This window comes from Promicromonospora sp. NPDC023805 (assembly GCF_040639635.1).
Taxonomy (GTDB): domain Bacteria; phylum Actinomycetota; class Actinomycetes; order Actinomycetales; family Cellulomonadaceae; genus Promicromonospora.
On record NZ_JBFAAH010000028.1, the window covers coordinates 1 to 15,085 of the forward strand.

The following is a 15,085-nucleotide window of genomic DNA, read 5'->3' on the forward strand; positions in this document are numbered from 1 at the left end:
CCGCCGAGCACGAAGCCCTACACGCCGTGGCCGACCCGGTCCCGGCAAGCCTGGAAACCAGTTAACCCGCTCTCCATCAAACCCGGGGCTTGACATATACAACGCGAGCAACAAGACAGTGCAGGCGTGGGCATGTCCCTTGTACGTCGACGCACTGGACCACGCACCTCCAGTTGCTGGCGAGCCGGGGTCATTCCTGATCGAGGACGGCGAGCCGACGACGTGGAGTGCGTGGAACGTGGCTGGACCGTTGCGCCTGGGGTCGGGGATGACGAACGGTTCGACTTTGTGGCCTTTCCATGGCGCGATCGACGAGGTTCGCATCGCCGACGGTCACATCATCGACGAGAGCACGTTGGACAACATCTGCCTGGGATCGGACGTCTCGTGAACCGCGAGACGTGGGACTACAGGGTGTGGCGCGAGATGGCGTCGCCGGGAGCACCAGCAGCACGACCGACTGGGCAGGACGAGGGAGGACTTCGATGACCAACGCGAATGGGCACGGTAGAGGATTCGGCACGGCGGGCGTGAAGGCTCGGGCGCGCCTGGTACGCGGTAGCCGGATTACTGCGGCAACCCTCGTGCTCGGCCTTGTGATCCCCGGCGTACTTCCTTCTATGGCCATGGCGCTCGACATCACCGACCGCTTGTCCTGGACCATCGACGAAGCGCGCGAGCATGCCGATCAGCTCGGGTTCGACACTCCGGATGTAGACCTCGTGCCGTCCAAGGAGGAAGATCCGTCTGCGGGCGCGTCCGATGATGTTGCGTCGATTCCGCAAACGGAACCCGAGACGATCGACATCCCGGCCGCAGGCACCACAGTGCTTTCTTTGCTCGAAGCGTCCACCTCACGGTCGCGGAAGCAGACGGTACCCGGGCGGGCCGGTGAGTTGGGCGTCGTGCTCGGCGCGGTCTTGAATGAGGGCGCTGCTGCGGGTCAGATTCGAGTAGAGCATCTTGGCAAGGGCACGGCCGCCGCGCTCGGCGCGGCCGGTCCCGTGCTGGCACTTCGGCCCGACGTCGAGCCGAAGCTGGGCAGCTCCGGCGATACCGTAGTAGCGCCAGAGGGCGGTGCCGCACGTCTTCGAGTCGACGTGTCGCATCTGGCCGGCGCGGGCGGAGACCTGGTCCACCGCCTGGGTCTGCAAGTGTTCCCAGCCTGCGCGCTGACGACGCCGGATGTCGATCGGTGCGCGGTCGGCTCACCGGTCGAAGACTCCGCACTGGACGCGGAGACCATGACTCTGTCCGGGACGATCGAAGTTCCCGAGCCCACCGAGCGTTCACAGTCAGAGCCGTCGCTCAGCGACGCCGGAGTCGCTACGAATGGTGCTCGTGCGGCTCTCGCCTCGTCTGCTCCTGCCGAGGACCTGGTCGTGGGCGTGATGGCTGCGGAGGCGGGCAGCACAGGCGACTGGGGCGCGACGTCGCTGTCGTCGTCGTCGTCGTGGCAGGTGTCCACGCAGACCGGTGCTTTCTCATGGTCGTACCCGTTCCGGACTCCGCCTGCAGCGGGTGGCCTGACTCCGGACCTTTCACTGTCCTACTCGTCCGCCTCGTTGGACGGGCGGGTCGCATCCTCCAACAACCAGTCGTCGGAGATCGGCGACGGGTGGGACGCGAATCTGTCTGGGTTTATTGAGCGCAAGTACGTCTCGTGCTCGGAAGATCAAGATGGAACTGGCGAGGCTGCTCCCAACAACGCGAGCAGGGACACCGGCGACCTGTGTTGGAAGTCGGACAACGCGACGATGGTGTTCAACGGTTCTTCTACCGAACTGATCCGGGACGGAAACACGAACGTTTGGCGACCGGAGAACGACGACAACACCAGGGTCGAGCACTTTGACGGTACCGACGCGAGGACGCCGGGCTGGAACACCGATGACAATAAGGAGTGGTGGAAGGTCACCACGGCCGACGGTACGAAGTACTGGTTCGGACGGGCCAAGAGGGCGGCGAACGATTCGTACGACCTCCAGTCGGGTCTTGTGGTGCCTGTGTACGGGAACCATCCGGGAGAGCCGTGTTACGAGGCAACGTTCGCGGCGTCGCGGTGTCAGCAGGCGTGGCGGTGGATGCTGGATTACGTGGTCGACCCGTCGTACAACTCGATGACCTATGCCTACGAGCGGTACAACAACGTGTACGGGTACAACCTGGACCAGGGAGTTGCTGCGTACAACCGTGCGGTGCGCCTGGGCCGCATCGAGTACGGCACTCGACACGGCGACTTGTCCACGGCTCCTCCGGCGAGGGTTCTGATCTCAGATGCGGAGCGATGCATAGCCACGGCTACGTTCGATTGCGCTGAATCGAAGCTCAACCAGACCAACAGTGCCTACTGGCCGGACGTGCCGGTTGATCAGATCTGCACGTCGAGCACTTCGTGCCCGCAAGTGACCGCGCCGGCGTTCTTCGACCGTAAGCGATTCACAGGGTTCACCACCCAGGTGCGCCTTGGCGGCACATACCAGAGTGTTGATTCCTGGTCGCTGGGCCAGTCGTTTGTCAACCCAGGCGACGGGACAGCCAAGGCGCTGTGGCTGGACTCCATCACCCACACCGGTCAGGGTGGTGCTGCGGCGGATGTGGCGTTGCCGGACGTGACGTTCACTGGCGTACAGCTGGACAACCGAGTGAACACCGTCGGCGATATCGGTCCCGCGATGATCCGGCAGCGGATCGAGAAGATTCGTACGGAGTCGGGTGCCCTGACTACGATCGCGTACTCAGCCAGGCAATGCTCCACGTCGAACCTGCCGACATCACCGCAGTCGAACGATATGCGCTGCCAACCGGTGTACTGGACTCCCGAGGGCAAGACCGTGCAGGTTCAAGAGTATTTCCACCACTATCGGGTTAAGTCAGTGCTGGAGGACGCCCGAGTGCCAGGTACCGCACCGGTGGAAACCAACTACGTATATGACCTCGATCCGGCGGGCGATAGTGGCCCGGCGTGGCATTACGACGACAACGAGCTTGTGCCGCCGAAGAACCGCACGTGGGGGCAACTGCGCGGATATGAACGGGTCGACACCTATGTCGGTTCCACTGGCGATCCCGAGGCGCCCCGTATACGTACGGCGACGCGCTACTTCCGTGGCATGCACGGCGATCGTTCGAGCCCGAGCGGGGGCACCAAGTCCGTTCAGATCGACGGGATCAACGACCTCGACCAGTTCGCGGGGATGCCCCGCGAGGAGATCACCTACAACGGCACGGCGGTGGTGAGCTCGACGAAGTCCGTCCCATGGCGATCGGTAGTGACAGCAACGCACCCGGATGACGCGGGAAAGAAGGCATTCCACACCGGCGTGGAGGAGCAGGTCACTACGGTGACTGCGCCCGCGCTGCCCGGAGGGGAGCGCAGCACCCGCGTGACGACGCGGCACGACACTTACGGTATGCCTGACCTCGTGTCAGACGTTGGCGACGCATCAATCTCGGGCGATGAGCGGTGCACGAGCACCGAATATATGCGAAATCTTGCCGACAACATCCTGGGCACCGTCAAGCGCACCGGAACCGTCTCGGCAGCGTGTGGGACCACACCGTCATTGCCGTCAGATGTGATCTCCGACGAACGCTTCGGATACGACGGCGGCGCGATCGGCGTGGCACCCACGCGAGGCCTCCTCACGGTGCGGCAAGAGGTCAAGTCCTACTCCGGGACTACGCCCTCCTACTTGGCTGTCGAGAGATTCACTCATGACAGCTTCGGGCAGCAGCTGACCAGCCAAGACGCCCTGGGCAACGTGACGACGACGGCGTATGACACGACGACGAATCCCGGGTTGACCAGTAAGACCACCGTGACGAGCCCAGACCCTGACGGCGCAGGGCCGCTAACCGCGCATGTGACGGTGACGAACTTGGACCCGAAGTGGGGTGTGCCCGCTAAGGTGACCGACCCGAACGGGAAGGTAACCAGTGGCACCTATGACGGGCTCGGTCGACTCACTCAAGTGTGGGAACCTGGGCGCGTGCAGGGCACTGATGGACCGACGTCCAAGTTCACCTACCAGGTGCGCTCGACCGGCACGAACGCGGTGCTGACCGAGACCCTGAACTGGGATGCGTCGGCGTACGTGAGGTCGTCCGTGATCTATGACGGACTGCTGCGCCAACGCCAGGCTCAGACACCGTCTGCGGCTGCGACGGGTGAACCTGGACGCGTCATCTCGGAGTCCTTCTATGACGGTCGAGGTCTGGCAGTCGTGACCCGGTCCGGATGGGGCACGACTGGCGTGGCAAGCACCAGCCTCGTCACGTCCCTTCAAGCTGTCGACTCTCGGACCCAGACCGATTTCGACGGTGCAGGGCGGCCCACCTCCGAAATGTTCCAGGTTGGCGACGGCGAAAAGCCGGACGACGACGCGTCATACCTCCCGAAGTGGATGACCACGACGTCATATGAGGGCGACCGGACTCACGTGAACCCGCCGACTGGCGGGGTTCCGACCACCACGGTTTCGGACGCACGTGGCAAAACGAAGGAGCTGTGGCAGTACACGGGCAGTGCCCCGACGGGCACCCACCACGTGACCTCGTACTCGTACGATCACGCGGACCGGCTGAAGGGCGTCACAGACCCTGAGAAGAACACGTGGTCGTATCAATACGACATTCGCGGCCGTCAGACGAGTGCTGCAGACCCAGACAAGGGCACGAGCTCGACGACGTATGACGATGCCGGTCGGGTCCTGACGACGAAAGATGCTCGAAACGAGATTCTGGCCTACGTGTATGACAACTTGGGCCGCAAGACGTCCTTGCGGGATGACACTACCGATGGCCCTGAGCGGGCAGGCTGGACCTATGACCTGCTTGCCGATGGGACGGTTGTCAAGGGACAGCCAACGGGAAGCGTCCGCCTGCATGACCAGCAGGAGTACACGACGTCCATCACCGGGTATACCGACCGCTATCTTCCCGAAGGGCAGACCGTGTCCCTGCCGGACACTCTGGGAGAAGGCGTGGCGGGGGAGTACACGACTGGGTACGTGTACACCGCCGATGGTCGGCTCCGAGGAACGAGGATGCCGGCTGCGGGTCACCTTGGTTCGGAGACGGTAGCGATGATGTACTCCGCAACCAACGCTCAGGACGGGATGCAGGGTGGAATCGCGGGCAACTACGTCGTCGACGCCGACTACCTGCCGACAGGCGAGTTGTCGTACCTGCGCACTGGAAACACATTTGCGTACCAGCAGGAGAACACCTACGAGAAGGGCACGCGCCGCTTGGACGGCGTGACGCTGACCCAGGAGATCGACAGCGCTGAGGACAATCTGCACGAGCTGACGTTCAGCAAGTACTCGTACGACGCGGCCGGGAACGTGCTGTCTGTCAAGGATGTGCCGAGACAGAGCACGGGCGGTAGCAAGCCGGATCAGCAGTGCTTCGACTATGACTGGGCTCGACGGTTGACGGAGGCGTGGACTCCGGCTAGCGGAGACTGCGCCGCCGCCAAGTCGGTGGGTGGACTGGGCGGTGCGGATCCGTACTGGAAGTCGTACTCGTACGATCTCATCGGCAACCGTGACTCCACGGTGTTGCGCCGGAGCGCGGCGCAGGGCGGGGACGTTACCAGCACCTATACCCAGCGAGCGTCTGGGGTGGCATCTGTTCGGCCGCACGCGACGACTGGTGTGACCGCGACCGCTAGTTCGGGAGCTGCTTTGGGGACGGCGTCGTTCACGTACGACGGTGCTGGAAACATGACGGGGCGAAAGCATGTCGGCGAGCCGGCGCAGAAGCTGACGTGGGACCCGGAGGGCGAACTGGCGGCGGTCGCCGAGGACACGAACGGTGACGGGCAGGTCTCAGATGCCGAGGCGACCGACTCTGATGAGTACGTGTACTCGGCTGACGGTGAGAGGCTGGTGCGGGTCCAGGGCGGGGTAGTGACCGCGTACCTGCCAGGGCAGGAGATCACTCGGACCGCCACGGGTGAGGTCTCTGGCACGCGGTACTACACGTTCGCGGGGAAGACCGTCGCAGTGCGCAACGGGAACCTTGGTTCGCACGTGACCAGCATCTTCGCCGATCACCATGGGAGCGGTACGGTTCAGATCACGAACGTGACCAACACCGTTACGCGCCGGCAGTCGGATCCGTTTGGTGCTCCCCGGAACGCTGCGGCCGGCATAGCTCGTGAGAGCGCTCCAAGTAGCGGATGGGTGGGGGACCGGGGGTTCCTGGACAAGACAGCCGACGGCACGGGTCTAACGAGCGTGGGTGCCAGGTTCTATGACTCGTTGCTGGGTAGCTTCGTGTCGGTGGATCCAGTGATGGATCTGTCCGATCCACAGCAGTGGCATGCGTATGGGTATGCGAACAACAACCCGATGACGTGGTCCGACCCGACGGGTTTGCTGCTGGGGCCGCTGATTGATGGTGCCTATACAGCGCCGACAGCAGGCAAGCCGGGGTCGGGAGGCTGGCAGGTCGGGGCGAACAACACGGGGTACACGGGTAGTTGGAACAACGGTGGTGCTGGCTCGTGGGCTCGGCCGAATACTAAGTACGAATTCCCGGTGTCGATTCGACGAGATTCGGCCGACGTGGCCGCGGCCGAAGAGCGCGCCCGCGAACGTTCGGCGGCGCTCGCAGAGCAGAAACGTGCAAAAGAATACAAGGAGCAGCAAGAGCAAAATGAGCGCAAAAATGGGTGGCTGCAGAATGCGGGAAACTTCCTGGTTGACAATAAAGCTGCGATCAGCGCGGGCCTGGGAGTTGTTAGTGCTGTCACGGGTATCGCCGCTGTAATTGCGACGGCAACTGGTGTTGGTGCACCAGTTGGAGCGGTCCTAGCTGGCATTTCCTTTGCGACAGGTGCCGTCAGTACTGCAATTGACTGTACGGATGGGCTGGACGCGAGTTGTGGGGTCGGGATCGCAAGCACGGCACTCGGACTCGGCGGGCTCGGAGCTGCGGCCCGGGCAACCAAACTCGGTTGGTCAGCCACGCTTCCTTCACGCAACACCGCTGCTGCAGACAACTGGCAAGCTGCTGGCGCAACCACGGACTTGTTCGCGTCGTTCGTCGGGGTCGCGAACCTCGGTGCAACGGGCGTTTCTAGCGTAAGGAGAGAGAATTGGTGAGCCGCCTCGGAGAGTGGCATCCTGACATCGACGCTCGGAAGCGACTGCTGAGGGGAAGCTCGGCATGGCGCCTTGCTGACTGCATGAGCTGGGCCGTCCGCTTGGCGTACGTGCTGCTGGCGATATTCGTAGTTGGGATGATAACTACTGGAGAGGGCTATTTGAAGTCGCCTTTCCTCACCGCGGTTATGGGATTACTCCTCGTTGAAGCCGTGCTTTTCGTTCCAGCGATATTGATTGGTATCGCTCTGCGGAAGCGCAAAGAAGTTCGCGCCGGGTATACGACCGTAACAAATGAGTTTCCCCAGGTTGATCAGATCGATCCGAAGACGGGTCGGGTGGTGCGTTTGGCCGGCGAGCAGACTCTCAACCAAAGCGAGTACACGGAGCGAATGGGACTAATTCGAGCTGCAATTCGAAAATAGTAGACCTGATAGACGGAATTCATCGCCGTGTCGGCGTGTTCGGAATTCTTTGTCCTCGAATGCTGAATGTCGCGATTTGCGCGGCTTCAGCCGTTGCGGCGGATATGATCGACCCTGCCAACTCGACGGCTAAGGCGGCGAGCGAGTTCGCGTAGTGCGTTTCGCTTCTCGTCATCGCGATGTGATGGTGGCTTGGGAGTGAGTTCGTTTGTCCCTGTTAGTTCGTCCCGTGCGAAGTTCGGGTACGCGAGATCTGTTCATTGCCCGACGGGGACGTCAGGGCGAGGCGACCGAGGCGAGTGGTTCGAAGGGCAGCGACTCAGAGCCGAGAGGTCGGCGCACGAGCGACCGACTCGGTACTCCTACCCCCCCTCTTCGAGCGTCGCCTCGTCCAGGTCCTCCAGCATCGACGTCGCGTCCTCGACCACCTCGGGCAGCCGGTGCCGCACGCCGTGCAGCAGCCACCGCGCGAGGGCCAGCTCACCCACGAGCATCGCGCGCTCGGCCAGGCGGGGGTCGCTCAGCTCGGTGCGGCGCAGCTGGTACGCCTCCATGATCGAGTCGACGGCTTCGAGCGGAGCCGCCGCGATGAGCCACGCGAGGTCGTCGGCGGGGTCTGCCACGCGGGCCTCCGCCCAGCCCGAGATCGCGACGACCCGCTGCCGGTCCACGAGCAGCTGGTCAGGCGCCAGGTCGCCGTGCGCGACCACCGGCTTGAACTTCCAGAGGGAGACGTCCTCGAGCGCCGCCTCCCAGCGCCGCAGCAGGGTGGGTGGGATCCGGCCGGTCCGCGCGGCCTCGTCCACCTCGGTGAGGCGACGCTCGCGGTACTCGGACGCCGTGTAGCTGGGCAGGCCGCAGGTCTCCACGACCGACGTCGGCAGCTCGTGGATCGCGGCGATCGCCCGGCCCAGGTCTGCGGCCAGGCCGGGGCCTGGCTCCAGCGCCTCGACGTCGAGGGTGCTGCCGATGATCCGCCGGTGCACCACCGCCCGGCCGCCCTCCGGCAGCAGCGCGTAACCGGCGACCTGCGGCACGACGAACGGGAGCACGCCGGTGTCGATGTACAGGCGAAGCGCGTCCAGCAGCTCGATCTCGGCCTCGAGCGCCGCGCCGGCCACCGTGCTGCGGGGCGCGCGCACTACCCACTCCTGGTCGTCCTGGCCCGTGACGACGGCGACGTCGTAGTCGCCCGCGAGCTCGCCGACGCGCACCGACTGGGCGTCGAGACCAGGTACGGCGGCGGTCGAGAGGGCGGCGAGAGCGAGGGGCGTGCGGGACACGTGCTCCACCGTATTGCAGTGTCCGGGTGCCATGGCACAGGGCGGTGGTGTGTCCCCGCTCGAACCGGGACACACCACCGCCCTGTGAGACCTGGGTGCGCTACCTGCGTGCGGGCGTGCGCGGTCGGGCGTGCATGAGGGCATGGCTCGCGCCGAGGGCGATGAACAGGCCACCTGCCCACCAGACGCCCAAGGTGAGCATTCCCGGAGAGAGAGCGGAACTCAGCAGCGCCGCGACGCCGACCAGGGCCAGAAGGGCGCCGGCCCACGGCTTGCCGAGGGCCATCAGCACACCAAGAGCGGCGAACCCGCCGGCATAGAGCACGATCTCGAGCGTCATGTCCCAGCTGCCGACGAGGGCACCGCCGACCCCCAGGGCCATGGGCAGGACGGCGAGCACACCGCCGGCGATGCGCCAGCCGATTGCGGGCGGTCCGTTGCGGGCGATGACCGGTACGACGAGTGCGGCCCACGCGAGCCAGGCGGTGGGCGCGAAGGCCCAGCTGTCGGGGAAGGTGAAGCTCACTACCGACAGCATGATCGCCACCGCGGCGGTGAAGACCGTACGGGCACGTGGGGAGGCGAAGTTCGGGAGCGCTGCGATCAGTGCAGGTGCCAAGTTCAACAGCACGATCCCGAAGCCGTGCGCCTCGAACTGGGTGTTCGGCACCTGGACGGAGTCCAGGCGCCAGAAGGAGACGAACATCGCGGTGAAGACGGCAACACTGGTCGCGAGCCACAGCAAGATGCGCCTGATCCGGTCGGTCCGGCCAGGCTCGTGGCCCAGCTCGTCCCGCACCCGTTCGGTGAACTGCGCGGGATCTCCGAGGCTCTCCGCGGCCTGCTCAGGGGTACGGCCCGCGTCCGCGGCGTCCGCGAAGTGCGCCCGGACGTCGTCGAGCACCGCGTCGCGCTGCTCAGGGGTGAGCGCGCGCAGGCGCTTGCCCACGTCACGCAGGTAGGCGTCCTCGGTGTTCGCGTTCATCGCGGTCCTCTCGGTCATCGTGGTGTGCTCGGCGGTCGTCGTGTTCCCAGTCATCGCGATCCCTCCAGCAGTGCGTTGACCTGCGCGGCGAGCGACGTCCAGACCTGGGCGAACGCGGCGAGCTGCTTGGTGCCGTCAGCGGTGATGGCGTAGTAGCGGCGGGGGCGAGCGGTGCCGGACGAGTCCCATCGGGGCTCGACGAGTCCGTTCTCACGCATGCGGGCCAGCAGCGGGTAGAGGCTGCCCTCGCTTGCGATGAGCCCGCGTTCGGTGAGGTCGTCGGCCAGCTCGAGGCCGTACTTCTCACCGCGAGAGAGCAGCGCGAGCACGCAGTACTCGAGCACTCCCTTACGGAGGTTCGTTGCGATGCGCTCTTCGATCATGTTGGGAACTCTAACCTTGCGTAACAAGACTTGCAATACAAGTCTTGTGAGGCAAGGTCCGGGTGGGCGCGACGGCGGGTGCTTGAGCGGCCGGGATCCGGGTGCGAGGTCAGCCGACTACTGTCGACCTTGTGTCAGCTCTCGACCTCCCGTTCGCCCGCGCCGCCCACTACCGCGCCGCCCACCGCCGCGACGAACCCGGCCTTGTCGGCGACCTCCTCAAGGAGCGCGGCACCAGGGTGCTGGTCGTCCGCGGGAACCGGGTGGCGATGGCCGGTCAGCGTGTCGCGCTCTTCGCGCCCGACGACGTCGCGCACCTCGCCGTCGGCATGCACCTCTTCCTCGGGGAGGCGGACGACGTGGCCTACCTCGCCGTGGTGCTGGCCGACGCCGAGGCGGAGCCCGAGCTCGACGTCGAGTGGGCGGGGCTGCGGACCCTCGACGAGCCGGACCTGGAACAGGGGCTCGTCGTCGAGGCCATCGCGCTGTCCCAGTGGCACGCCGTGTACACCCACTGCCCGCGGTGCGGCACGCGGACCGAAGTCGTACAGGGTGGCTGGGTCCAGCACTGTCCGAAGGACGGCACGAACCACTTCCCCCGCACTGATCCCGCGGTGATCATGGCGATCACCGACGTCGACGACAGGCTGCTCCTGGCCCGCGGCCCGCAGTGGGGTCCAGGCCGGCGGTCGGTGCTGGCCGGCTTCGTGGAGCCGGGCGAGGGGCTCGAGCAGGCAGTGGTGCGCGAGACGATGGAGGAGGTGGGCGTCGTCGTCGACCCCGACTCCGTCGAGTACCGCGGCAGCCAGTCCTGGCCGCTACCGGCGTCGCTCATGCTCGGCTTCCGTGCCCGGGCGACCACCACGCGGCTGGTGCGGCAGGAGGACGAGATCGCCGAGGCGGACTGGTTCACCCGCGCGGAGGTCGCCGCCGCGGTGGCCGACGGCGACCTGGGCCTACCGGGGCGCGCCTCGATCGCCCGCTCCCTGATCGAGGACTGGTACGGCGGCCCGCTCGAGGAGTGACTCGGCCGCCGGGGGCGTCTCAGGCTGCGGTCATACGCCTGATGTCGTCCGCGATCCCCCGTAGCGGATCTGTCTGGCCGATGGAGGCGAACCAGTCCCAGAGCTCCAGGGCGTGGTAGATGCGATAGAGCTCTATGCGGTCCTCGGCGTCTGCCGGAAGAGGGCCGTAGCCCTCGTGGAAGGCTCGGCGCCTCGCCGGGTCGCTGAGGACGGCGTAGTAGTCGGTCTTGGCCAGGTCGACGAGAGGGTCGGCCGCGATGGCGTTCTCGACGTCGATGAAGCCGGTGAAGGCCCAGCCGCTGGGCCGCTTGGCCACAAGGACATTGCCGTCGTGGAAGTCGTTGTGACAGAGCGCGGCGCCGGAGCAGTTCTGAAAGAGGCCGGCCCGCTCGACGAGGCGGGACTCCACCGCCGCGTGCAGGGCGGGATCGCCACCGAGTGCGGCGAACTCGGCGAGCTTCTTGTCGAACTGCCGGTGCATGTAGGCGCTGTTCGTCGGCTCCGGGTCGTGGATCTGCGTGGTGAGATAGCCGAAGCTGCTCTGCGCGATGCCGTGGACGCGAGCCAGGCAGGCCCCCAGCTGCCGGTAGACGCTGCGAACGTCGGCGTCGGTGAGGTCGCCCTTGACGGAGGACAAGGGCACTCCGTCGACCTTGGTCATGATCGTCAGAGCCTGACCGAGCAGGCCACGCTCGTCCTGGCTGTGCAGGATGCGTGGCACCGGGCCGACGTCGTGCTGCTCCAGCAGCCGGTAGACGTGGATCTCCTTCTCTTGCTTCCAGCGCCACTGCTCGGCGTAGATCTTGACGATGACCGGCTCCGTTGGCGGCGCGCAGCGAATCTCGAAGACGGTATTTATCCCAGCACCCGTGCGCTGGATGACTTCGGCGACCGAAGCGCCCGGGAAGACCTGTCGTAGGAGTTCTTCCGCGCTCTCGGTGGTGAGCATGCTCTGCGTGGCCTCGGGCATGCTCGGAACCGTAGGGCTGCCCGCGGCCACAAACTACCGATTTTCCAGTCCGACGAAGTCGAGTGCGCCCGTCGGTGATGGGCGGAGTTCAGGCCGCGAGGGCCTGCTTCACCTGCGCGAGGCTCGGGTTGGTCGCCGCCGAACCGTCCGGGTAGACCACCGTGGGAACCGTCTGGTTCCCGCCGTTGACCTGCTCCACGTAGGCGGCGGCCTCGGGCTGCTCCTCGATGTCGATGACCGTGTAGCCGATGCCCTCCGAGTCCAGCTGCGTACGCAGCCGACGGCAGTACCCGCACCAGGTGGTCGAGTACATCAGTACCGTGCCGTCCGTCGGGAGGGGCGAGTAGTTCGACGTGGTCGTATCGGACATCAGTACTCCTTGTCAGTGGGTGCTGCGAGAATCGCAGACGATGCTCACCCAGACCAACTCCGCCGCCGGCTCGAATCATCCTGGACCGATGAGCCCCGACGCGATCCTGAACGCGCTCGACCCCGAGCAGCGCGAGGTGGCCCTCGCGCTCAACGGGCCGGTCATGGTGCTCGCGGGTGCGGGCACGGGCAAGACACGTGCCATCACCCACCGCATCGCCTACGGGGTGCGCATCGGTGTGTACGCGCCGACCAGCGTGCTCGCGGTGACGTTCACCGCCCGCGCCGCGGGGGAGATGCGCACGCGACTGCGCGAGCTCGGCGTCCAGGGTGTGCAGGCCCGCACGTTCCACGCCGCGGCGCTGCGACAGCTCGGGTACTTCTGGCCGCGTGTGGTGGGCGGCGCCCCGCCCCGGCTGGTGGAGCACAAGGCGCAGATCATCGCGGAGGCGGCGCGCCGGCTCGGTCTGAGCGTGGACCGCGTCGCCGTCCGCGACCTGAGCAGCGAGGTGGAGTGGGCAAAGGTCTCGCTCATCACTGCCGACGACTACGAGAAGGCGCTGCTGGCGACGGGCCGCGAGGCGCCGTCGGGCTACGACCCGCAGACGGTGTCGCGCCTCATCACGGCGTACGAGGACGTGAAGACGGAACGCGAGGTCATCGACTTCGAGGACGTCCTCCTCATGCTCGGGGACATGCTGAACAGCCACAAGATCGTGGCGGACGAGGTGCGCTCGCAGTACCGCCGCTTCGTCGTGGACGAGTACCAGGACGTCTCGCCGCTGCAGCAGTTCCTGCTGGACCAGTGGCTCGGCGGGCGCAAGGAACTGTGCGTGGTGGGCGACCCGTCGCAGACCATCTACTCCTTCACCGGCGCCTCGCCGCGCCACCTCCTGGAGTTCCGGCGGACCTACCCCGAGGCGCAGGAGATCCGGCTCGTGCGGGACTACCGCTCCACGCCGCAGGTGGTGAACCTCGCCAACGAGGTGCTCAAGCGCGCCGGCCGTGGGGGCGGCGCGCACCAGGCGCTGGAGCTCATCGCGCAGCGCAAGCCGGGCCCGCCGATCGCCTTCACGGCGTACGACGACGACGAGGCCGAGGCGAAGGGCGTCGCCGGCAGGGCGGCCCGCCTGATCCAGTCGGGCGTGAAGCCGAGCGAGATCGCCGTGCTGTACCGGACCAACTCGCAGTCCGAGGCGTTCGAGGCCGCGTTCGCCGACGCCGGCGTGGGCTACCTCGTGCGCGGCGGGCAGCGGTTCTTCCAGCGCAAGGAGGTGCGCGACGCGATAGTGCTGCTGCGTGGCGCCGCCCGCTCGGCGGATCCGGAGCTGCCCATGCCGGACCAGGTGCGCGACATCCTCGCCGCCGCCGGGTGGGCCGACCAGGCGCCCGCGACTCGCGGTGCCGCCCGGGAGCGCTGGGACGCCATGCAGGCGCTCGTCTCGCTCGCGGACGACCTGGCCGCCGCCGCTACCCCGGAGAGCCCGGCGACGGTCGCACTGCTCGTCGCCGAGCTCGACGAACGCGCAGCGGCACAGCACGCGCCGACGGTCGAGGGCGTCACGCTCGCCTCGCTGCACGCGGCAAAGGGTCTGGAGTGGGACGCCGTCTTCCTTGCCGGCATGAGCGAGGGGCTGATGCCGATCTCGCTCGCGGAGTCCGACGACGCCGTGCACGAGGAGCGCCGGCTGCTGTACGTCGGGATCACCCGCGCGCGCGAGCATCTTGAGGTGTCGTTCGGGCGCGCGCGGAACCCGGGCGGTCGTGCCACGCGCAAGCGCACCAGGTTCCTCGACGGGCTGTGGCCGGAGGACCCGCGCTCGCCGCGGGTGCGTACCACGTCGAAGGGCCAGGCCCGGGCGCTGCTGACCGGCGAGCACGACGTCGCGCTCTTCGACGCCCTGCGCGACTGGCGCCTCGAGGTCGCCCGCGAGACGGACAAGCCCGCCTACACGGTGCTCACGGACGCGACGCTGGCGGCCATCGCGGAGATCCGACCTTCGGCCATAGCCGAACTTGCTCGCGTGGACGGGATAGGTCCGGCAAAGATCGACAGGTACGGCGCCACGATCCTCGCGATAGTGGCGAGCGCACCGAGCACCTGAGCGGCCGTAGCGGTCTGTCAGGTGGTCCGGCGAGGGGAACTTTCGAGTGGTTCGGATGCTCCCGAAATGGCTGCAGAGTGGGCCGTTCCGGGACCGGCGAAAAACTTCTCAAGAAAGTTTGGAAAAAGAGTTGGCTCGCCCCGGTGCCCCGGCATAGTGTTCACATGTCCCTGACGGCAGTGGGCGAGACCTTAAGGTCTGGCCCGGATTCGAGTGAGGAGGTGGGTGTCTTGGAGATGAACATGATTCCGCAGACGGATCTGCACGCGTGCAAGTACGTGCTCGGCAACGAGACCGTTCAGGCAATCGGCGCAGCTCTGCCTTTCCGCGCGCGCACTCACCGCGGAGGCAACAAGCCGTCCGCTCTCGCACCCGACTCCGCATCTCCAGGAGACTCGCCGGTCTAACGACCGAGTCATCCAGGC

The 15,085-nt window shown here is 66.3% G+C and carries 10 protein-coding genes; 5 read left to right on the top strand and 5 right to left on the bottom strand.

Features of this window, described 5'->3' with window-relative positions; all coding sequences use genetic code 11:
* Positions 1–139: 139 nt before the first annotated feature.
* From AB0F70_RS22625 to AB0F70_RS22635, 3 genes are all read left to right on the top strand, one after another.
* Positions 140–391: a hypothetical protein gene (locus AB0F70_RS22625; protein WP_357453674.1), complete on the top strand. Its 252-nt coding sequence runs from the start codon at positions 140–142 to the stop codon at positions 389–391.
* A gap of 94 nt (positions 392–485) precedes the next feature.
* Entirely contained in the window at positions 486–7,115 is a 6,630-nt protein-coding gene (locus AB0F70_RS22630; RefSeq protein ID WP_357453677.1) for an RHS repeat-associated core domain-containing protein, read from the top strand.
* A gap of 83 nt (positions 7,116–7,198) precedes the next feature.
* A complete protein-coding gene (locus tag AB0F70_RS22635; RefSeq protein WP_357453680.1) occupies positions 7,199–7,540 on the top strand; it encodes a hypothetical protein in 342 nt (113 codons plus the stop codon).
* 362 nt (positions 7,541–7,902) lie between these two features.
* On the opposite strand, the gene AB0F70_RS22640 is transcribed toward AB0F70_RS22635, so the two are convergent.
* The 3 genes from AB0F70_RS22640 to AB0F70_RS22650 form a co-directional block, all read right to left on the bottom strand.
* A complete protein-coding gene (locus tag AB0F70_RS22640; protein ID WP_357453683.1) occupies positions 7,903–8,823 on the bottom strand; it encodes a macrolide 2'-phosphotransferase in 921 nt (306 codons plus the stop codon).
* Positions 8,824–8,923: 100 nt separating this feature from the next.
* Positions 8,924–9,862: a hypothetical protein gene (locus tag AB0F70_RS22645; protein ID WP_357453686.1), complete on the bottom strand. Its 939-nt coding sequence runs from the start codon at positions 9,860–9,862 to the stop codon at positions 8,924–8,926.
* On the bottom strand, positions 9,859–10,191 hold the full coding sequence (locus tag AB0F70_RS22650; RefSeq protein ID WP_357453689.1) for a PadR family transcriptional regulator: 333 nt from the start codon (positions 10,189–10,191) through the stop codon (positions 9,859–9,861). Before AB0F70_RS22650 ends, AB0F70_RS22645 begins: the two co-directional genes overlap by 4 nt.
* A 131-nt stretch (positions 10,192–10,322) precedes the next feature.
* On the opposite strand from AB0F70_RS22650, the gene nudC reads away from it, so the two are divergent.
* The gene (nudC, locus tag AB0F70_RS22655) at positions 10,323–11,216 is read left to right on the top strand and encodes an NAD(+) diphosphatase (RefSeq protein ID WP_357453692.1); all 894 of its coding nucleotides are present in this window, start codon (positions 10,323–10,325) and stop codon (positions 11,214–11,216) included.
* 19 nt (positions 11,217–11,235) lie between these two features.
* Here the strand turns inward: nudC and AB0F70_RS22660 are convergent, their stop codons facing one another.
* Together AB0F70_RS22660 and AB0F70_RS22665 are read right to left on the bottom strand one after the other, a co-directional pair.
* The gene (locus AB0F70_RS22660) at positions 11,236–12,186 is read right to left on the bottom strand and encodes an aminoglycoside phosphotransferase family protein (RefSeq protein ID WP_357453695.1); all 951 of its coding nucleotides are present in this window, start codon (positions 12,184–12,186) and stop codon (positions 11,236–11,238) included.
* An 88-nt stretch (positions 12,187–12,274) separates the two neighbouring features.
* The gene (locus AB0F70_RS22665) at positions 12,275–12,556 is read right to left on the bottom strand and encodes a mycoredoxin (RefSeq protein ID WP_357453698.1); all 282 of its coding nucleotides are present in this window, start codon (positions 12,554–12,556) and stop codon (positions 12,275–12,277) included.
* An 88-nt stretch (positions 12,557–12,644) separates the two neighbouring features.
* Here AB0F70_RS22665 and AB0F70_RS22670 point away from each other — a divergent pair, with 88 nt between their 5' ends.
* Positions 12,645–14,660, top strand: a complete 2,016-nt coding sequence (locus AB0F70_RS22670) for an ATP-dependent DNA helicase UvrD2 (protein ID WP_357453701.1) — start codon at positions 12,645–12,647, stop codon at positions 14,658–14,660.
* Positions 14,661–15,085 lie beyond the last annotated feature (425 nt).